This window comes from Bacillus sp. BML-BC051 (genome assembly GCF_019656175.1).
Taxonomy (GTDB): domain Bacteria; phylum Bacillota; class Bacilli; order Bacillales; family Bacillaceae_G; genus Bacillus_A; species Bacillus_A mobilis.
Window position 1 is genome coordinate 1 of the sequence record NZ_BPLI01000046.1, and the last position, 22,142, is coordinate 22,142.

A 22,142-nucleotide genomic window follows, 5' to 3' on the forward strand; every position below is an offset into this window, starting at 1 on the left:
ATAGAAATAATGGCTTTTTTATAGATTAATTATTCTTATCTCATTTTATGTACTTCAGCAACTAACTTTCCGCCCTGAATGCCCATATAAAGTTTCACAGGTGCATCATTCGTGTTTTCAAACACTAAGTCTAAGTATGGATATGCAATTGTAGCGTCTCTTCCTTGTGGAACGTATCCTACCGTTTTAGAATGCGTTGTTCTCTCTACCATCTTCAAACCAGCTTGATCTGCTGCATTGTATAAAGTTGATGATGTTTGACAAACACCACCGCCGTAGCCATCTACTAATTTACCATCTACAATTTCTTTTCCTAATTGGTATCCTTTATCTGGCGTTGTATCACCTATTAATGCATTGAAAGAGAAACGGTCTCCTTTCGCTAATACAACTCCATTTATGCTCGCTGCTGACAAACGAATATTCTCAATACGGCCACCTGCTGAGCCACCTAAATTCGTTTCGTATCTACCAATTACCGTGCCACTTCCTTGCGCATCACTTAATGTTGCAGTAGGCTTTTTCTCAACAATAGGTAATTGATATGAAGAATCCCACATACCAACGTTTAATAATTTATCTACTAATTCTTTTTCCATTAACTCATAAGCAGGTTTTCCTTCTTGCCAACTTCCATCAGGTGCTACGCGTGAAGGAACCATCTTTTTGTCAACGCTTTTCCCAACCTCGCTAGCAACCTTCGTTACCGATTTTTTAAATTTCGCTTCGTCTTCAAAATAGCCTAGACTCGATAAATCTAGCTTTTTCACTTCCGTACCTGTACGACCATCTACTAAACTAATAGAATCCTGTACTTCTGCTTTAGCCTCTACCGTGTGGCCACCAATATCACTTACTAATGCAACATCACTGACTTTTGTACCACAGCCACTCACTATAGCTACACATAACACCCCAACTAATATACCCTTTACTTTACGGAACAATAGACTCTCCCCTTTTTCCCAATATTACTTTTATGTATTATTTCATTTTTATGTATGTTTTGTTACAATCATTTTACAATATATTTATAAAATGTTACAAGTTATTTTTTACTCTATATAAATTACTCTTTTCTTTTCCAAATGTCTATACATATTTACATAAAAGTTTGAGTTTGATAGAATTGTAACCTTTACGTAACCTCTCCCCATTATCCAGTATATACCATAAAACGAACAGAATACAAATGTAAAAACTCCATATTCTTATTTATAAAGAAACATCCTGTGAACATAAATAGGTATTTGCCGTGCCACACTCCGCTTTTACACATACATTATGGTGAATTAACCTATTTTAAAGAAATGGAGGATGTTTTTATGTACCCCTACAATCCATACGATCCATATAACCAAAATGTTTATCAACCTCAATATGATTTACAAGCACAATACCAACAATATATAGATCCAACAGATCAAGTTAATCCATATGATCAAACTCGACAATTCCAACTTCCAATCTCTTTTCCTGGTGCTGGAAACCGTCAACTAGAAAGACGAGTAAATGAGCTTGAGCAAAGAGTACGTCAATTAGAAAACACGGTTGAGCGTCATACACGTAGATTAAACCGCTTAAACCAACGTTTACGTACAATAGAAAATAGACTAAACATTCCATTTTCAGCATTAGAAGACGGATTTTAATTTCGAAAATAAAAAATATATAAAGGAAGGGGCCCCCCTTCCTTATATAAATTGACGAAAGTTTTTTCCATCTCTATACTGATAAGAGTTAATGAAATGAAACAAGGTGATAAATATGGATTTCGAAATAAATTATCTTTCCTTTTATGTTGTACAAGTAGAAGGAAAAGGTGAAGCTGTTGATAAACGCTACAAACATTTTCAAACATTAGACGCTGAAGAGTATGAAGATAGCTCCTTAAAAGAATTTTTGAATGGTGAATTATTAAAAATTTCAAAGCGAAAAGTAGAACGTCATGCGAAAACAGAACAAGCTCCGACAAAGATCGGTCGCTTCATTGTAGAAGAAGGGCACGAACTTGATTCAAACCCTCATTACAACCTATTTAATCGCATTCGCTTCGCAGAAACTAAGGAAAACTTCAAAGATATGAGCGAACCACTCGTTTATACATATCTTGACACAAGTGCTGTACGCGGTGGTGTATTTTTAATTGCGCAAGCAAAACTGCGCAAATACTTTGATGATCCATTCGTTTTCGTTATGAAATGTGACTTCGAACCGAAAGTTGCTTCAATTTCAGATGAATCTACACTAATCCGTAACGTTGAAATGGCCATCACAACAAAAAACATGAAATCTATCCAATATCCGTACATGCCTGAAGAAGGTATGGTCGAAGTGGGCGAATTAAAAATTCACCAAGCATCACACGCCCGTTACTTTGAAGACTTCTTAAAATTCGTCGAGTACGAACGCTCTATGCCTGAAATTATGAAAACACAAGTAATGGACATGGTATACGACCAAATTGAAGATGTATTTGAAGAAGGTACGGAAGAACGCGAACAATTCGACCAAGCAATGGAAGTATGGGCTGCCAGTCCGAAACGCGAAATTATGGAACAATTTTCAACCGAAGAAGTAATGGAAGCTACCGCTCAAATCGTCGAGCATGCTCCTGAAGTGGAATTAAAGCTAAAAGCGGATCATATCTCTGTGAAGGCCCTGCTTGCTGATTTCGGGGATCAAATACATATCGCAAAGGTAAATGACCGATACGTATTAATGATTGAAGCTGATACACTTACGTTTGAGAAAGGCTTCTCTCCAATTGAGTTTCTGAAGCCAGATGAATTACAAGATGTGATTGAGCGGATTGAGAATAAGCAGCAGTATTCTTATGATCCGAACGGGGTTGAATAAATCCTTCCATGTAATTATTTTTACTGAGCGCTGTTAATAAGCGCTCTTTTATTTGGAATATAGTTGACAGTTATATAAAAAAATATATTTATTTTTGATCCAAGATGACATTTGTCACAGGATCCAGTAGATTCGTTTCTTGTTGTACAATTGTATTTCCATTAGAGTAGTCACTATGTATATTGGTAAAATGAACATTTCACTTCACTACCTCAAATTTATTATACTCGTAAAAAGATAATAGAAAACGATATTCTGGATGCTCTCTCACCCAATCGTAAGCTTCTTCTAAAATATCCATTTTGTTTTGTAAGTCATTCAGTTCACTACATTCGTCCCTTTTCTGTTTGCACAGAGGGCAGAATCCATTCACTATTTCGGCACTCGTCGCCCTAATAGTTTTGCTTTCTAAGTCAACTACTAGACGAAGAAGAAGAGAATGCTCTTCTTTTGTAGTCACGGTCATTTTAGCAATCCCATCCTCATTCCAAAAGACTCCGTTTAATTCCATCTGTACGTTGACGTCTTTGATATCCAAATCTATCACTATCACACCTCCCCTTATATAAAACTCTACCTTACTCTTCGATTTTAATCTTTCATACACCATGATTTAAAAATATATTAAGCGTTTTCCAATTCTTTTTTTGCTATAAAAGGAAGTGTAATTAGTGCTAATAGTGTATTAAATATTATCCCAAAAACTAAGAGAGTTAAAATGTTAAAGATTGCTTCCATTTAACTCTAGCCTCTTTCATTACTATGGGTTCTTATTAATATATTTTAAAATTTTCACCACACCTTAATTTTCAAAGCAATTATAACGGCCCAATCATAAAAAATTAATTCCTATTTAATATGAATACTTTATTTATCCCTCAACACAATGACGTAAAATTTAATTTATGTAGATAGAAGCAGCGGAGAATGTCATTTAACCTCTACATTCTCCTCCATCTCAGCCAAATGCTTAATCTGCCTTTCCGCCTTTCTAACCGCCGCAGGAAAATGCTTTTTCAATAGTTCTATTGTAGATTCGCTTATATAGTATCTTTCCGTTATATTTTCCCACGTGTCACTACTTTCAAATGCACTCCAAACGAAAGGACGCTCTGTATTTTTTCTCATTTCTTTAAATACCCATTTTCGCATCTTTTTTTTCGCTTTTTCTGTTAGTTTTCCGTTCTCTACAAGTTCAAGTTCACCATGTCTTTTGTACCGTTTATGAATATCTCTCTCGCTATATACTTTAAGAAGTATATTCGCTGTATTTTCAGCATCTGCTAAAGCTCGGTGCTGCTTCCCTTCCCAAGTTAAACCGAGTTGTTCTACTGCAAATTGTAAACTTGGTGTATGCTCAAATAGTTCTTCATACGCTTGGAAAACAAACTTCTGCAAATCAAATTTGCTCTCTTTTTCCATACATGGGCATTCTACACCATGTAGCGTACAATCATGAGATAGAAAACGATAGTCTTCTCTTCCCCATGAAACAAACATAGAGTCTTCTCCGATAAACTGAATAAATTTCTCTATAATTTGAGGGAATTTCTCCACACCAATTAAATCTTTCTTTGTGATTCCCGTTAATTTTGTCGTATGCCGAGTGAGTCGTGCACTCGGCTTTACTAACTCCGAAAATTCTCCAATTACCTTCATTGTACTTGCTTCTATTTTTACAGCACCGATATCAACTATCTCCGATGGATCTTCTGATTTATACGGCCTGAAATTTCTCTCTATATCGAACACAATAAAATGTGTAGCGTTTTCCAATTTATTTACCTCTTTCTAAATTCCTTTTCACACACATACTCTATTTTCAGTATTTATTTATTCATTCACTTTATGCATGAAATACTTCGTCTAAAAAACGAAAATTTAATCTCATTATTATATGTACATAGGAGGTTATTCAATAAAAATGCAAAAAAAAGAAGGGCAAGCCCTTCTTTTTTCCATAATTACTTCTTGTTAACGTTTGTAGCTTGAGGTCCACGGTTACCTTGTTCTACTTCGAAAGTAACTTCTTGACCTTCTTCTAAAGTTTTGAAGCCGTCGCCTTGGATAGCTGAGAAATGAACGAATACGTCTTCTCCGCCTTCAACTTCGATGAAACCGAAACCTTTTTCTGAGTTAAACCATTTTACTTTACCGTTTTGCATGAAAAAAATCCTCCTACAATGTACCTATATGTACATATTCATTTTCAACCACTTTACAATAATACTTCAGACATTAAAAAACTGCAACCCCTGAGGAGATTTAACATTGCTATCCTCCTCGGAAGTTACAGCTCATTTAAATCTCTATATTATTAAAAGTAAAATGGTTTAGATATAATATATCATATCACTATAATAAAAGCAAAGTTTTTTTATTATATAATTTTTTTCTTCCACTGCATCGCTTTTGATTCACCCGATCCAGCTACAACATAGCCCTCTTTTTGGTTAACAATGCGCCAGCCATGCCCTTTAACTGAGTCACATACTGTAACAAGTCCTTCTTCTAGAAGTACACGACAAACCGTACTAATCCCCGCCTTATTTTGCGTTGACGTTGTATATAGCACATGTTGATCTACACTTAAGGCTAAATAGCTACTTGCTTTCTGCTCACTTTGACATGTGTGCCAATATGTTTTTTCACTCTCAATACTTTCATCTATTTTACAAAAAGAAATATTCCCGCTAATTCCCTTGCACGACCCACTTGCTGCTACTATATAAGAATTGTGTAAAGTCAACGCTGAGATCATCTGATTCATCACGATCTTAATCCTCTTTAATTTACGTGTCTCCAAATTAAAGAGCCAAACACCACCATATTTAGCATGTATTTTCGTACCGATAAATAAGTAATGTTTATATAAAAATAACGATCGAATAGATGGTGCCTCGCCACCATACTCAAGAAATGGATGAATGGTTTCCCATGTCGAACCAAAATCATTCGAATGATACAATGTTTTATCTCCATGAGCAATGACAGTTCCTTGTACATTACTACACACATTCCAACTCGTTGCTTTTGTTGGAAAACGCTGCACCGTCCAGTTTCCTCCACCATTCATACTTCGAATAAAAATCCCTTCGTCCCCTACACCATACACTACATTATCTTCGCTATGTAAATCCCTAATTCGTTTTTGAAAACCATTTAATATTGGCTTCCATTCTCCGTCTTGTTCAATAAACAAGCCATTATATGTAGTAGCTAACATAAGTTTTCCATCTCTTAATTTTGTAATAGCGGTCGCACTTAACATCTTCTCCACGTTGACACTCCCATTCTTAGAACTTCTCAGCAAATGCAATTGCAAAATTACTGCATTTTTCAACATCCTCTTCATCTTCTGGAGCTAATTCAATTTTCAACCCTTCTTGTACAAGCTCTGCACCACGTTCTACAAGTTTCTCTTCAAATATCGTTACCGCTTCACAAAATAGTTCATACGCCGTATCTCCTGATCCGAATACCGCTACTTTTTTCCCTGATAAATCTATATTATCTAAGTCATCATGGAAATCTTCCGCTTCAAATGGTAGTTCACCATCGCCCCACGTATAAGATCCTAAAATGATTCCATCGTAGACTAATAATTCTTCTGCATCCATGCCTTCCATTTCTTGTAATACTACTTCATGATCAAAAGCATCTAAACTAACTTTAATTAAATCAGCAATACTCTCTGTATTTCCTGACATACTTGCATAAGCTATTAAAATTTTCGCCACTTCGGCATCCCCCTCTTACAATAAATGATTCTCATTCTCATTATATTAATAATGATAATCAATTTCAATTATATTTTTTATTATTTCCGTTTCCTTCATACAAAAAAAGCACAGATGACTATACAATCATCTGTGCTTTTTATTACTTTTTAAAAATACCAAACGGCTTTCCAACTGGTAAAACAACTTTTCCGAAGTGTGTATTTAACACTGCTGCTGCTGAACCATAGAAAGATAATAATGAAATACATAGTTCAGAATACGCTGCTAAATTATGCATTGCATGCGGCATAACACCTAAAGTACTTAATGAAAGACCGATAAATAAGAAATCAATAAGGACGAAAATCATAAATAATACTTTATGTGTTTCCATTGCACCAATTGTCATAAAGATTGTGAAGATCAAATATCCGATAAAGGCTACCCCAAGCTGTTTTGAATCTGCAGCTTGTGCTAATTTTTCGCCAAATACTCCAAGTTGAATTAACCAAGTCATTCCAACACCTAACCAAAATAGGCCGTATGCACCGAATGCTGTTGTACCGAATGTATTGTTATGCTTTGCATCGTGAATGCACGCAAAGATTTGTGCAAATCCTCCTAAAAAGATTGCCCATGGTAATACAAGAGAAACGCCATCTGTTAAGCCTAGCTTTTGAGATGATGCTACAAGTGTTACCATCGCTAATCCAAATAGGCCAATTCCAGATGGATCCGCTGTTGTCATTTTCACATGATGTGTAGTTGTTTGATTGCTCATATAAACCTCCTGATTATAAACATACTCGAATACAATACTTAAATCAGAAGGCTATGTCAATGGTTTTTTTTGTATGTTGTCAGACCTTACTTTTTATAATGATTGAATATACTTCCGACCACTTCATACGGTTTTATATTCAATTTTTCCAACTCGTGTATCGGCAACCACAACGGAATATAAATTCCTCTATCTTTCAGCTCGAATTCCTCCGCTTTACCACTTCCGAAAATCCCATCAGTAATATGGGCATTAAAATAATACTCCGTACCCTTATACTCCACCTTTGCAATAAGATGCTCCACTTCTATATGTACCCCTAATTCTTCATAAACCTCTCGCTTCGTTGCTTCTTCAGGTGTTTCTCCTTTTTCAATTCCTCCGCCTGGAAAAACATAGTACGTCTCATTTTCTCGGATACGTTTTATAAGAGCAATTTTCCCTTCCTGCACAATGATAGCCGCGCCGCGATTTCTTGTCATTTTATTACCTCAATACCAATCGCAACTGTTCCCCACTTTTGTTCTTGTTCTTTCGTATATATTTTGTATGTACTTTCTAACATTTCCTCTAAACTATCATTTTCACAACCCAATAATTTGTTATCAATTTGTTCGTACATTGCTTTAAAGCTTTCGTATCGTTTTATTTCCGTTACTTTTACAGTCATCGTTGCTGCTGTAGTAAGGTTCGTAAATACAATATGATCTCCTTGTTTTATAGGCTGACGTTTTTGATCATATAAACGTACTTCATATACTTTTTTTCCTGATTGAATTGATTGAAAAGGTTTATTATATAACCTCATTTCGTATATCATTCATTCCACTCCTTTTTATTCTTTGCGTCTACTACTATATTTGTGCATTACCAATTCATACAACACAGTTCGACTTATTCCATATTGCATATAATGTTCCATATCCATTACTTGCTTTAGAGAGGATGCTAAATTCGTTATGTTATATTTAAATCAAAAACCTGAATATAATAAATATGATATTGGTGATTATACTTATAGTAAAGTAGGACCAACTATTTTTTCTTGGAATGATGAAACAAAATTAAAAATAGGTAAGTTTTGCTCATTAGGAGAAGAAGTCGTTTTCATACTTGGTGGTGAACATCGCGCAGACTGGATAACGACTTACCCATTTAATGCACTTTTTGATGAAGGAGCACATATTACTGGTCACCCTTCTTCAAAAGGTGATATCGTAGTCGGCAATGATGTATGGATTGGTTATCAATCCTGCATTTTATCGGGTGTTACAATTGGTAACGGTGCCATTATTGGTGCAAAGAGTGTCGTTACAAAAGATGTACCACCATATGCAATTGTAGCTGGTAATCCTGCAAAATTTATTCGATATCGTTTCCCGCAGGAAATCATTGAAAAACTAGAAAATCTCGCATGGTGGGACTGGGATATTTCTGTTATAAAGGGAGCCATTCCATTTCTACTTTCCAACAAAATTAACGAGTTTTTTACCTCGCCCGAAAATGACTCTATATGATCAATACACATAAAAAGAGCATCCTATTCTTTTAGGATGCTCTTTTTGTTTTATTTTTTATGTTCGTGCAACTGATTACACGGAGAACATTGAAATGGAATTATATCTAAGCAATTAAAGTTTGTTTCACAAATTTGTTCAATTGTTGGGACGAACGGTATGACAACAATATTACTTTCTATTATTTGTGTAACAGGTGGCAATACTGTTCCTACTTGATGTTCGAAACGGATACTCGCTTGATTAATATAATTCCCTGAACCACTTGGCGCGCTCTGAACTACTACTTGGAACGAAACTGTCCGTGCTTCCCCTGGATTTAAACTTCCTATAAGAAATCCTGATACTGGGTTTACATTTGACACTGGCGTATTATCAACCGTTACACTTCCAAGGACAAATCGAACACTACTATCTAACATATCTTGAAAACGAATATTTTGTATCGCTGTATCCCCTGTATTTGTAATAACTGTCGTAAATGTAATAACATCTCCAATTGTTGCTGTTTGATGATCCGCCGTTTTTACGACTGTCGTTGAGACATTTTGAGGAATAAACGGGATAACAACTGTATTACTATCGCCTTCAACTACTACAGGCGGTTCATTTGGATTCACAGTTGCAAACCCATTCGCTGTAGCAGTATTTGTAACTAAATTATTTATTTGTCCCCCTGTTATTACAACTTGGAAATTAATAATTGCTGCATCATTTGGCTGAAAATCACCTAAGGGAATACCAGTATTCGGATTAGCAAATGGAAAAGGTACATCATTTACTGTTACTGTGCCATTTATAAATAACGTATTCGGATCAATGATATCTGTTAAAACAATATTCGTCACAGGAACTGTACTATCATTAATAACAGCAATTCCGTAAGTGACAACATCTCCTACCATTGCTACTTCAAAATCCGCTCCTTTTGCAACAAATAAAATTGCAGTATTTACCGTTACAATAACTGTATTACTCGTGTCCATTACTGTAACTGGCGGCTCTCCTGGTACTAAAATATACTCTGCTAATGCCCCAGCAACGTTGACTACTGTACCCCCATCCGGAAAACTTGTAATCGTAGCTTCATACGTTACAAATGCAGTCTCACCGACCGGAATATCTGGTATCGTAAATCCAACCTGCGGATTTAACCCCGGCTGCGGAACTCCATTTATCGTTACACTATTTGCGACGAAATCAGCTTCTTGAGATAACACATCTATAAATTCAACATTCATCGCATCAGCAGTACCGGTATTTAATATACGAACAGTATACGTTACTGTTTCTCCTACTCCAACAATTGGATGATCTACTTCTTTCAGCATATCTAAACTACCTCTATTTACTGGTGTGACTGTCGTATTACTTGTATTCGTAATTGTAAACGGAGGTTCTCCTGGAATCAATTCAAAATCACCCGTTACACTCGATGAATTCATAATACTATTAGAAGGTGGAACTGCGATTACATTTACTTCAAATGTAATTAATACGCTATCCCCTACTGCAAGATCCGGTAATGAAAAACCTACAAAAGGATCTAAACCTACTTGCGGAATCCCATTTATCTGTACACTTCCAGGAATGAATTCTAAACTAGTTGATGGAACATCGATAAACTGAACATTTGTCGCTGTTACCGTTCCCGTATTTGTAACTTGCACACTATAAGTTAACGTATCTCCTAACCGTGTTGCTTCTTTATTTGCTGATTTAATAACATTAAATCTACCTCTATTTACCCTTGTGATTGTCGTATTACTCGGTTCAGTTACTACAACTGGTGGCTCTCCTGGCACTAAAGTAAAACTTCCTGTTATATTTGCAACATTCGTGATTGTTCCTGATGATGGGATGTTTGTAACTGTCGCTTGAAACGTCACTATAACCGTTTCACCAATTAGTATATCTCCAACTCCAAAGCCAGTAATCGGATTTAAGTTTGGTTGAGAAACTCCATTTACAGTTACACTATTCGGTACAAATGACGCTCCTGCTGAAATCGTATCAATAAACTGAACATCATTCGCTGTTACTGTTCCTGTATTCGTTATTTGAACCGTATACGTTAATACATCTCCAACAAGAGTAGCAGCCCTATTTACTTGTTTAATAACTGTAAATCGTCCTCTATTTACTGTTGTAAGTGTTGTGTTACTTGGCTGATTCACTATAACTGGTGGTTCTCCTGGTACTAATATAAAGCTTCCCGTAACATTCGCCGTATTAGCAATCGTTCCGTTTGATGGAACACTGACAACTGTTACTTGGAATGTGACTTCTACACTTCCCCCTGGGTTTATATTTGGAAGCGGGAATCCATTATTAGGATTGAATCCTGGTTGTAGCACACCATCTATCGTTACACTATCTGGTACAAATGTGATCGAGGACGGTAATACATCACTATATTGAACATTTGTCGCTACCACTGTACCTGTATTTTGAACTACTGTTGTATATGTGATTGTATCGCCTACTGCAACAACCGGCTGACTTACTGATTTTAAAACATTTAAACCAGGTTCATTAATTTCTGTTAATGTCGTATTACTTGTCGTTGTTTCTGTAATAGGCGGCTCTGTTTCACTTACAGCAAATGTAGCTGTAACGTCTACAAAGTTAACAATCGTTCCACCCTCAGGTATGCTCGTAACCACTTCCTGATATGCGACAAGTACAAAATCATCTACAGGGATATTTGGAACTGTAAAACCAATGAAAGGATCTAATCCTGGTGCCGGCACCCCGTTGATGCTCACACTTCCCGGTACAAATGCTACACCCGTGGAAGTAGTATCGATAAATTCAACATTCGTCGCTGCCACTGTTCCAAAGTTAAAAATCAATACATCATACGTTAATATTTCTCCTACAGTGGCTACTTCTTTATCTACTAGTTTTAATGGGAAAATCGAAGCTATATTAATCGTCGTAACGACTAAATTCGTTAATATCGTTTCCGTAATCGGTGGTTCCTGCGGATTTGGTTGTGAAGTAAATGTAACGTCAGCATCATTTAATATAACTTCATTATCTGGAATTTCCGTAATCGTCACTTGGAACGTCACAGAAATACTCGCTCCAGCATTTAATAATGGACTAACTGTAAAGCCTATTTCTGGATTTAAACCAGATTGCTGTATCCTACCTATCGTTACACTATCTTCTACAAACGTCGTCCCTTCTGGAATGACATCTTGGAAGAGCACATCTGTAACAGGGATAATTCCTACATTTGTTATTAACACTGTATAAGTTAATACATCTCCAACAGCACCAGCGGCAACATTTACTGTTTTTGTTGCTGTTACTTCACCAGGAGGCGGTAACGGTATCGTAACTACTGTCGTATTACTTGAATTTGTCGTTGTTACAGGGGGCTGTAAAGGATTTAATAAAAAAGTGGCTGTAGCAGATGCCGTGTTTAGTACGGCTCCGCGCGTGGATGGTGCAACTACTGTTACTTGGAATGTTACAGTCAGTGCTGTTCCAGCAGCGATATTAGGAAGCGTAAAACCTATATTTGGATCAAATCCAGGTTGAGGCGTTCCATTTATCGTTACACTATTTGCTACAAATGTTGTTTCTGGAGCAATTGGATCAATGAAGGAAACATTCGTCGCTGTTACCGTTCCATTATTTCTAATGACTACGGAATACGTGTAAGTTTCTCCAAGTGCAGCTTGTTGTACAGATGAAGATTTTTGTATATTTAATCGAGCTGTATTTACTTGTGTCACTACAAAGTTACTATTCGTAACAGTCGTTATTGGAGGGTTTGCAGGATTTATAAGAAAACTTGCAGTAACGTTCGATTGGTTTCTTATATTTCCACCGCTCGGAACACTTGTCACTGTAACTTGGAACGTAATCGTAGCCGTTTGTCCGACCGGAATATTTGGTACTGGGAAACCAGCCATAGGATTCGCGCCTTGTTGAACAACTCCATTTATCGTCACACTATTTGCTACAAACGCAGTACCCGACGGAATTGGATCTTGAAAAATAATATTCGTTGCAGGAACAGTTCCTGTATTTTGAATAAGAATCGTATACGTTAACGTATCTCCTACTCCTGCTTGTGGTGTATTTACACTCTTCATTACATTAAGTGATCCCACATTCACTCGCGTCACAACAATGTTACTAATCGTTACAATTGTAACTGGTGGCTGGAGAGGACTTACTTGGAAATCCGCAGTTACATTCGCATTATTCGGAAGAACTCTATTTGGTGGTACACTCGTGATCGTCACTTGAAAAGTAACTGTTACCATCCCTCCTACTGGAATATTAGCAAGTGGAAATCCAGTTGTTGGGTTTAAAGCGGGTTGAGATATCCCGTTTATTGTTACACTATTTGCTACAAACGTTGTTCCAAATGGAATTGGATCAAGAAATGATACATTTGTCGCTGCTACCGTTCCACTATTTTGTATACGAACTGTATATGTTAACGTATCTCCTACTCCTGCTTCAGTAGCGCTTACACTCTTCATTACATTTAACCCTGAAGAATTCACCACTGTCATAACAGTATTACTTGGTACTGTTATAGTAATCGGTGGCTCTGTTGGATTTACAAGAAAATCTCCAGTTACATTCGCATTATTTACGACATTATTTCCTTGGGGAATTTCATCAATTAATACTTCAAACGTAACAATTACACTCGCGCCAGTAGGCAAATTATTTAATGAAAATCCAAGTTCTGGATCTGCCCCTTCTTGTAAAACACCATTAACAAATACACTGTTTTCAATAAATAATGTCCCTTGTGGAATTGAATCTTGGAAAAATACATTTGTAGTTGGTACACTACCTGCATTTATGATTTCAATTGTATATACTAAAACATCCCCTACCGTTGCAACATCAGTATTCACTGCTTTCACAACTTCAAAGTTCCCTGATTGCACCGTTGTATTTACAAGATTACTTGGAACATTAATTGTTACTGGTGGTTCACTAGGATTCACTTGAAAACTTGCTGTTACATTTGCACGATTTAAAATATCTTCATTTTCTGGGTCCTGTACAATTAATACTTCAAATGTGACTACAACCGTCTGAGCTGGCGGAATATTTGGAAGAGAAAATCCCGAGTTCGGATTTAGTCCACTTTGCGGTATTCCATTAATTGTTACAGAATTTGCAACAAATGAAACAGCAGAAGGAATAGGGTCTTGGAAAAATACATTTGTTAACGGAACGTTTCCTGTATTTTGGACGGCAATCGTGTACGTTAAAGTGTCCCCTACCGCTGCTTGCGTTGTATTCACTTCTTTTATTACATTTAAACCACCTGTATTCACTTGTGTCACAACTGTATTCGTTTGTCTATTAATCGTTATCGGTGGCTGATTCGGAATAACAACGAAATTAGCAGATACATTTCCGCGATTCGCAATCGTACCTCCTGATGGCGTAGATGTCACCCGGACTTGAAATGTAACCGTCCTACTTCCGCCTGGAGAAATATTTGCTACTGTAAACCCAGTCGAAGGATTTGCTCCAGGTTGTGAAACCCCGTCTACAGTTACACTATTTGCTATAAAAGTCGTTCCAATTGGGATTGGATCTTGAAAAATAATATTCGTTGCCAGTACATTCCCTATATTTTCAATTGTAACGGTATACGTAAGAACGTCATTAACTGTCGCAAAAGCTCTATCTACTGTTTTTCTCGTTCTTATATCGGCTACATTAATTGTAGTAAATACAGTGTTACTTGTCGCCTGTCCTGAAATTGGTTGTTGACCAGGTACTGGAGTAAAATTAAATGTTGCACTCGCACGGTTCGGAATTGGATTGACAAGTGAAATAGATGTTACTCGAACTTGAAAACGCACTACAGTCGTTTGCGAAGCATTAATACTTCCTATATTAATACTACTTGCTGGGTTCGCTCCTGGTCGTGATACTCCATTTACCGTAACACTATTCGTAACAAACGTTGTTCCAGCAGGTATACTATCAACAAAAATAACATTATTTGCAGCGACATTCCCATCGTTCGTGACATTCACTGTGTACGTTAATACATCATTAATTGTTGCCGTCTGTAGATCTACAGATTTTTGTAAACTTACATTTGCGCGATTTACCGTCGTCTGTACTGTATTTGAAGAAGCTGTACTTGTGATAGGAGGACTTCCAACAAAAGGACGGAATTGGTATGACACCATCGCACGATTTGAAATTGGATTCGGATTCGGGAATGACGTAACTCTCACTTGAAACGTGACAACTCTTTGAGCATTATTCGGTATCGTTCCTAAATTAATTCCACTAGCTGGATTGGCGCTCGGCTGAGTTACTCCACCTACTGTAACACTACCTGCTATGAACGTAGTTCCATTCGGAATACTATCTTGTAATACAACGTTTTCTGCACTTCCTGTCCCTGTATTCGGAACAGTAATCGTATAGGTAAGAATATCACCTACTGCTGCAACGGTTTTATCAACAGATTTAACAGGATTTATAATTGGCCCTGTCGCATCAATTTGAACACCAAAACCAGCTGCAGCATATCCATCTCCATTTGTAACGAAGCGAACAGTCGCTGACGTTTGATTATTTACTAATGATGACGAGGCATCTACATTCGTAATATCCCATCCTTGTCTTCGGACGGCTAAAGCTATCCCTAACGGCTGATTCAAATTTCCAAAGGTGCCAGTTGTATCTAAATTCCCACTATCATTACAAATTTGTGACTGAAAGAAATTATTTGCGGGATTTCTCGGTCCGAATAAAGCAACTGTAGCATTCGCATTCGGCCCAAAGCGAAGTTGATCTCCAACAATGTTAGAATCACCTTCTTGAGCAGTTACAAGCACCCGTCCTGTTACAGCTCCTGTGGCTGGAGTAGCAAATCCTGAAATAGTAGCATCCACTGGTGGTGATGAAGCATCGATAATTTCTTGACCTGCATAAACTGATAAATTCCGAAGTGGCAAACTAGCATTTTGATACACAACCTCAAGTGTCCAACCAGCCGAACGACTAATAGTTGGATCAAATGAAGTTCTTGCAGCTGGCACTGCACCTGTAGTATAAGTTCCTGCCCCACCTGCACTAACAAGATTCGTTACATTGGCAGAGCGCGCATAATAAAACTGGTTCCCTACTGAACCTTGCTGCGCAGTTGCAGGATCTGGTGTAACAGAAAACGTTCCTGCCGGTGTTGTAAATGTAATGTTATCATTTAAAAAAGCTGAAACATCCTCTGTATCGGTCCGGTATGTGCCGGCCCATACTAGTTCTGCGTATAAAATACTACTCCCTGCCGGAAGATTCAAAATTGCACTTGAAGAATTTAATGGCCAGTCATTCGTCGTTCCTCCTGGGAATCCAGGTACTTGGAGCGATGTATTTACCGTTGTAAATACATCAATCGTACCGAAGTTATTATTTGGTGCAGGCGATGTAGGACTTAGTCCTAACGTGTTCCCAGTGAACGTGACGGCACCAGTTACTGTTGTTGTAAAGCGATTCATAAAAGGCACACAATCATCTCATTTCAATTATAGTAAAAAGTGCTCTATACTATAAAATGTAGACAAACTATACAATGTACGTTGTCCAACAAAATTCCACATATATGGAGAGGAGTTTACTACACTATGCGCTACGTTATCATAACAGGAACTTCACAAGGTTTAGGTGAGGCAATCGCCACACAATTATTAGAAGAAAATACAACCGTCATCTCTATTTCTAGAAGAGAAAATAAAGAGCTTACTAAACTCGCAGAACAATATAACAGTCATTGCATTTTTCATTCCTTAGATCTTCAAGATGTACATAAATTAGAAACTAACTTTAACGAAATCATTTCATCCATTCAAGAAGATACTGTATCATCTATTCATTTAATTAATAACGCAGGTACGCTCGCACCCATGAAACCAATAGAAAAAGCTGAGAGCGAGCTTTTCATTACAAACGTTCAAATTAATTTACTTGCACCGATGATTCTTACCTCTACTTTCATGAGATATACGAAAGACTGGAAAGTAGATAAACGTGTTATAAACATTTCATCTGGTGCAGGAAAAAATCCTTATTTTGGATGGGGCGCTTATTGTACAACGAAAGCTGGTGTAAATATGTTTACACAGTGCGTAGCAACCGAAGAAGCAGAAAAAGAATATCCAGTAAAAATCGTCGCTTTTGCACCTGGTGTTGTTGATACAAGTATGCAAGCGCAAATTCGTGAAACAAATAAAGAAGACTTCATAAATTTAGACCGCTTCATCGCACTAAAAGAAGAAGGAAAACTACTGTCACCTGAATACGTTGCGAAAGCAATTCGTAGCTTACTAGAAACTGAGAATTTCCCGCAAGGTGAAGTCATTCGAATTGATGAATAACAAAAAGGCACGCTCTAATAGCGTGCCTTTTCATTTTATTTCTCTAAAAATATAAGTACAGACTCCATTATCTTCTCATAACCAATCTCTTGATAAATTTTATTTGATGTTGGATTTGCCAGATCCGTATATAAAGTCGTTGTGTTATAACCTTCGTCTAACATACGTTGACTAAGTGCAGCGACACAACTAGATGCGTACCCTTTTTTCCGCGCTTCTTTCGGTGTATATACGAAATTAACTGTTATATTATTTGTAGTTGGTCTCGTTTTTGCAGCTACAGAAACAAGCTTCCCGTCTACTTCTAAACCAAATAGATGACGGTTCGTAATAAATGTATGAGCGGTTTGTTTCGCTTCTTCTTTCGTAGTAGGCAGATTCACATCTTCGCAGAATTGATAAATCCACTGTTCTATTAATGTTAGCTCATCACTACTTACTTCTCGAAATACTCCATCTCCGTTCCACTTTTTCTTCACTTGTTTTAATTCAAATATACCTTGCTCCATTGCAACAGTAGTTTTTTTATTTTCTAACACTGCAATCTCTTCCGCTAATCTCTGTACAATTTTCTTATTACCGATCAATCCGGGAACATTTGGATATACTTTCTCTAATTTTTTTGCAAGTTCCACGATGTCCTCTTTCTTCATTTCAGTCGTTGCAACAATGATTTGTTTCTTTTCTTCTGTTTGAAGAAATACAACTGCTATTTCTTCCTCTTGTTTTGCTACCCCCATAAATATCGGTTGTTGGACCATTTGTAATACGCCTAATATGAGATTGTTTTCCTGCTCATTCTTTTCTAAAAATGGCGTAACCTCTTTTTTAAAAGTAAGAATCTCTTCATATACATGTAATTGAATCATCGACAATCTCTTCTCTCTATTTATAGTTTCATTAAGTATTGGCGATTAATTCACTAAATCCCTCTTTTACGATTCAATAATATTCGAAGCTAACGTATTCAAATCTTTTTCCGCCTGTAAAATTCTCTGTTTTTCTTTTTCAAATACCTCTTCTTCTTTTTGAAATGACTCTTTTCGATTTTTAATCATACGCTCCATTTCTTTTTTACTCGGTCCACCGTATACATTTCTTTTTTGAATAAATGCTTCTGGCGATATAATTTCATTCCACTCTTTTTCTAATAAATTCACTTTCAAATTTTCTTGTAAGTATACATTTATGTCTTTGAAATTTAATTCATGTAACTCCTTTTTCTGCTCCAATGACATATTCGCAATCGCACTTGCTGCATGATGTGCATGCCGAAATGGAATGCTATAGTTTTTTGTTAAAACATCTGCGAAATCAGTTATCGTAATTGCATGTTTATAAGAACGACTCTTCAACGTTTCTTCTTCTACTTTCATCGTTCGAATCACTGCATTCATAATACAAAAAACACGAATGGTCTTTTCAATCCCTTTATATAAATACGGCTGCAAATCATCTTCCGTATCAACAATATCACCAAATGGTGTATTATGAATCATTTGAAATACTGTAAATACTTCCCCTAAAGCACTACTCGTAATCGCACGGGCGTGTTCAATGGAAACTGGGTTTCGCTTTTGCGGCATAATGCTACTTATTTGTACATATGGCTTTGCAACAGTAATACCATCGTATTCTTTCGTCGCTAATAGTAAGAAGTCATGAATCCATCTACTCGTATTCGTCATCATTACCATAAGTAACGAGCTAACTTCTAATAAATAATCCGCTCCAGCAACAGCATCATATGAATTCTCAATTACATTTGTAAATCCAAGTAAATAGGCAACTCGCTCTCGTTTAATTGGGAAACTTGTTGTAGAAAGAGCCGCAGCTCCCATCGGGGATTGATTTAAAAGTTTGTACGTTCGTTTCATTCGTTCTAAATCTCTCTGCATCGTATCATAAATCGCTAACGTATAATGCCCAAATGTTGTTGGCTGTGCTGGTTGTGTATGTGTATAAGCTGGCATAATCGTTTCTTTATGATCAGCAGCAAGTTGCAGTATACTTTCTTGCAATAACAAATGATGTTCCATTAATCGTAGTACATATCGCCTTAAACTCATGCGATACATCGTTACACCCATATCATTTCTACTTCTACCAATATGCATATTGCTTACAAAATCGCATTTCGCTTCTTGAGAAATTAAATGTTCCACTAAAAAAAAGAGATCTTCATGCTGCTCTGTATATAGCAATTGCTCTTCTGGAATTCCCTCTACCTTTTTTAATGCGTGTAGTATAACTTTAGCTTCTTCCTTTTTCATTAAATTTTCTTCAGTCAGCATCGTGATATGCGCTTTATGCACTTGAAACATATCTTTCAATAAGTAATTTCGCTGAAAATGAAATACATGTTGTAATACGCAATCTACATATGTTTTTCCAGGGAAATCAGCGCCTTCACTCTTTATAAACTCTTCTTTACTTTGTTTCATCACCTTTTCCCCTCTCACCTAAGTATTACTACCCATCATACCCAGAGATAGGAAAAAAGTGCTTGTACATAAAGTGAAACTTTAATCAGTGGGGGTTTTCTTCATCCCTTTGCTTTCGCTGAATTTTGAGGCGGGGGTCTTACTGCCCATTAAAGCGGGATAAAAATAAACTCGATGCTCTCTGCACCGAGTTTACTTAATAAAAGTCGCATCATACTTATCACTTTGCAACACTTGGAAATGTAAGTTTGCTAAATGTTTCCGTATTTCTGCACTGTCGTCCTCATTTAAATTATTGGCTAAAAACACTATTTCTGTACAGTTCCCACGTTTATCCATCGCATAAACTGCTTTTGTAACTGTCCATGGCGTATAACCATTCTTTTGCCCTGCATGTCTAAATGTTTTACGATATTTTTTAGCACTCATATCCGTTTCAACGATATTAGCCCACACTTTTTCTTCTGCGTCTGTTAGGCCACCTTTATGATTTGCCTTTTGAAGCAGTACCATATAATCGTTTGCAGAAGCTGCTGGTAATCGATCTGACCAAATTTTATCGTAACGTTCCTCTAAATAAAGAGGTATGTCCTTCTGTAATAATGGTCCCTTCTTTTTTAAGCGCTCATGAATAATCATCGCATATTCACGATATTGCTCTTGAGACATTTCTTTTAATTTTTTCTCTATTTTATATTTCGGAACATGTAATTCTTTATGCAAATATCCAGGGATGTATAAAGATGAAACAATCGGAAATAGCGGCTGATGTGCTGGAAGGGATAAACTTTGTAAATTTCGATTAATATTATCTAACCCTAACACTTCCATTAAATATTCAGCATTCGCATTCGAACTAAACTTAACCATTCCTTTTGCCACTTCTTCTAAAGAAACTGCCCCTTCTGTTATCTTGTCTGTCTTTTGCAAATACCTTTGCCATCTATCTTGTGCACCGCCATCTGTATTCGGCACATAATAACGATTTATATCATTAATAGAAATGAAACTAGACGGATCAATTTTCCCTTCCGTAACTTGTTTCGTATATTCAAGCGCCACAATTAACTTCATCGTACTAGCAACTGGCAATACAACATTTGGATTTACAGAATAAACAACTTTATCGTTTCTCTTCACGAGAAGCGCACTATTTTTTTCATCTTTATGTTCTTCAATAAAGGATGCGATATACTGTGCATCATCATTATTTGAACTCCACACTTTTTTCACTAAAAAATTACCCGATATTAGCAAAACGAAAATACCCACAATCACTGCGCATACTATAGTTTTTTTCAAGTAAAATTCCTCTCCTATTGTATAACTCTTCTCTATCTATCTCTTTCAAACAAAATAATGGAGATGATTATTTTAGTAATCATCTCCATTATTTTAACTTGTATTCTCCTATTATGTCTACGTCATAATTTTCACGAAGTCTTCGAGAAATTTTTTATAGTGCAATGACCAACCAATTCGCACCCAATTCTTTAAGGATTTTGCATCAGGTTGTGGACGGAAATCAGCAATACTTTCTCCCTTTGCAATCCCCACTGTATCTACATCGACACGACGGTACACATAATCCAAAATAGACGGATTCGCCGCAACCATCATTGTAACAACATCATGTACTGGGCTACCTGTTATTTTCGGATTTAACTTTTTATACGCTTTATAATAATACGTAAATATTGGTTCAATTAATTTATTAAAATTCGTTTTAGAGTGTTTCGTAATATATTTCACCATTTCTGGCGTAATAATTGCTTCAGATGTAACGTTAAGTGGCACTAATGTCAAATTCTTGGCATTTTGCATAACTAATTGTGACGCAATCGGATCACCATGAAAATTCGCCTCTGCGACTGGTGTCACATTGCCGGGCATTAAAAAAGCACCACCCATTATATAATATTCTTTCACATACTTCATCATCGGCTTTTCTAAAATAAATGCTGTTGCTAGTGTCGTTGACCTACCAGCATCAACAATGATTAATTCTCCTTTATACTTTTCAAGAATATCAAAAAAAGCACAAAAAGGTTTTATATTTGGCGAAAAAGCTTTTGGAGGTTTAATTGGCCCTAAACCGTCTGCCCCATGAATTTCTGGATAATACGTTGTAACATCTCCGGATAAAGGAATTTTCGCACCATTAATAACAGGTATATCTTCCCGCCCTGCCATTTGCAGCAAATATGCTGCATTACTTGTCGCCTTTTCTTGCGTCACATTTCCGTATCCCGTTACAACACCAACAATATCAATATCAGGATGCATAATTCCATACATGATGGCTAAAGAGTCATCAATTCCCGGGTCTCCCAAAAATAATACTTTTTTCATCGACCTCAACTCCATCCCCTCAATTGTTATTAATTTATGAATCGCAATAGGTATACAGAATAAAAAAGAACAAATTT

18 protein-coding genes are annotated in these 22,142 nt (G+C 36.6%); 4 read left to right on the forward strand and 14 right to left on the reverse strand.

The window, feature by feature from the left end:
* Positions 1-35: 35 nt before the first annotated feature.
* Positions 36-947, reverse strand: a complete 912-nt coding sequence (locus K5S59_RS18635) for a VanW family protein (protein WP_000488978.1) — start codon at positions 945-947, stop codon at positions 36-38.
* Between the two features lie 363 nt (positions 948-1,310).
* On the opposite strand from K5S59_RS18635, the gene K5S59_RS18640 reads away from it, so the two are divergent.
* Both K5S59_RS18640 and K5S59_RS18645 read left to right on the forward strand, forming a co-directional pair.
* A complete protein-coding gene (locus K5S59_RS18640) occupies positions 1,311-1,652 on the forward strand; it encodes a hypothetical protein (RefSeq protein ID WP_002018889.1) in 342 nt (113 codons plus the stop codon).
* A gap of 115 nt (positions 1,653-1,767) precedes the next feature.
* Positions 1,768-2,859: a DUF3900 domain-containing protein gene (locus K5S59_RS18645; protein ID WP_000345048.1), complete on the forward strand. Its 1,092-nt coding sequence runs from the start codon at positions 1,768-1,770 to the stop codon at positions 2,857-2,859.
* Positions 2,860-3,058: 199 nt separating this feature from the next.
* Here K5S59_RS18645 and K5S59_RS18650 read toward each other — a convergent pair whose 3' ends face one another.
* The 8 genes from K5S59_RS18650 to K5S59_RS18685 form a co-directional block, all read right to left on the reverse strand.
* The gene (locus tag K5S59_RS18650) at positions 3,059-3,406 is read right to left on the reverse strand and encodes a hypothetical protein (protein WP_000566104.1); all 348 of its coding nucleotides are present in this window, start codon (positions 3,404-3,406) and stop codon (positions 3,059-3,061) included.
* A gap of 383 nt (positions 3,407-3,789) precedes the next feature.
* A complete protein-coding gene (locus K5S59_RS18655) occupies positions 3,790-4,635 on the reverse strand; it encodes an exonuclease (protein ID WP_000426514.1) in 846 nt (281 codons plus the stop codon).
* 188 nt (positions 4,636-4,823) lie between these two features.
* Positions 4,824-5,024, reverse strand: a complete 201-nt coding sequence (gene cspB / locus K5S59_RS18660) for a cold shock-like protein CspB (protein ID WP_001179148.1) — start codon at positions 5,022-5,024, stop codon at positions 4,824-4,826.
* Between the two features lie 215 nt (positions 5,025-5,239).
* Positions 5,240-6,139, reverse strand: a complete 900-nt coding sequence (locus K5S59_RS18665) for a WD40/YVTN/BNR-like repeat-containing protein (RefSeq protein WP_000413976.1) — start codon at positions 6,137-6,139, stop codon at positions 5,240-5,242.
* Between the two features lie 16 nt (positions 6,140-6,155).
* Positions 6,156-6,599 (reverse strand): flavodoxin, encoded by a 444-nt coding sequence (locus tag K5S59_RS18670; protein ID WP_001062768.1) that lies wholly within the window; start codon positions 6,597-6,599, stop codon positions 6,156-6,158.
* Between the two features lie 142 nt (positions 6,600-6,741).
* Positions 6,742-7,362, reverse strand: coding sequence for an acetate uptake transporter (locus K5S59_RS18675; protein ID WP_000070936.1), 621 nt, complete (start codon positions 7,360-7,362; stop codon positions 6,742-6,744).
* Positions 7,363-7,448: 86 nt separating this feature from the next.
* Entirely contained in the window at positions 7,449-7,844 is a 396-nt protein-coding gene (locus K5S59_RS18680) for an NUDIX hydrolase (protein WP_000197782.1), read from the reverse strand.
* Positions 7,841-8,182, reverse strand: coding sequence for an ASCH domain-containing protein (locus tag K5S59_RS18685; RefSeq protein WP_000638860.1), 342 nt, complete (start codon positions 8,180-8,182; stop codon positions 7,841-7,843). The genes K5S59_RS18680 and K5S59_RS18685 overlap by 4 nt, the downstream gene beginning before the upstream one ends.
* Positions 8,183-8,321: 139 nt before the next feature.
* Here K5S59_RS18685 and K5S59_RS18690 point away from each other — a divergent pair, with 139 nt between their 5' ends.
* Positions 8,322-8,879, forward strand: coding sequence for a CatB-related O-acetyltransferase (locus tag K5S59_RS18690; RefSeq protein WP_000966313.1), 558 nt, complete (start codon positions 8,322-8,324; stop codon positions 8,877-8,879).
* Between the two features lie 50 nt (positions 8,880-8,929).
* Here K5S59_RS18690 and K5S59_RS18695 read toward each other — a convergent pair whose 3' ends face one another.
* Positions 8,930-16,402, reverse strand: coding sequence for a DUF7507 domain-containing protein (locus tag K5S59_RS18695; RefSeq protein WP_120450671.1), 7,473 nt, complete (start codon positions 16,400-16,402; stop codon positions 8,930-8,932).
* Positions 16,403-16,519: 117 nt separating this feature from the next.
* Here K5S59_RS18695 and K5S59_RS18700 point away from each other — a divergent pair, with 117 nt between their 5' ends.
* Complete coding sequence (locus K5S59_RS18700) at positions 16,520-17,269, forward strand: (S)-benzoin forming benzil reductase (RefSeq protein WP_048543960.1); 750 nt, start codon at positions 16,520-16,522, stop codon at positions 17,267-17,269.
* 35 nt (positions 17,270-17,304) lie between these two features.
* Here the strand turns inward: K5S59_RS18700 and K5S59_RS18705 are convergent, their stop codons facing one another.
* From K5S59_RS18705 to K5S59_RS18720, 4 genes are all read right to left on the reverse strand, one after another.
* The gene (locus K5S59_RS18705; protein WP_120450673.1) at positions 17,305-18,138 is read right to left on the reverse strand and encodes a GNAT family N-acetyltransferase; all 834 of its coding nucleotides are present in this window, start codon (positions 18,136-18,138) and stop codon (positions 17,305-17,307) included.
* A 66-nt stretch (positions 18,139-18,204) separates the two neighbouring features.
* A complete protein-coding gene (gene argH / locus K5S59_RS18710) occupies positions 18,205-19,713 on the reverse strand; it encodes an argininosuccinate lyase (RefSeq protein WP_120450675.1) in 1,509 nt (502 codons plus the stop codon).
* A gap of 192 nt (positions 19,714-19,905) precedes the next feature.
* Positions 19,906-21,015: a serine hydrolase gene (locus tag K5S59_RS18715; protein ID WP_098048265.1), complete on the reverse strand. Its 1,110-nt coding sequence runs from the start codon at positions 21,013-21,015 to the stop codon at positions 19,906-19,908.
* Positions 21,016-21,132: 117 nt separating this feature from the next.
* On the reverse strand, positions 21,133-22,065 hold the full coding sequence (locus K5S59_RS18720) for a nucleoside hydrolase (RefSeq protein ID WP_000756434.1): 933 nt from the start codon (positions 22,063-22,065) through the stop codon (positions 21,133-21,135).
* Between the last annotated feature and the right edge of the window lie 77 nt (positions 22,066-22,142).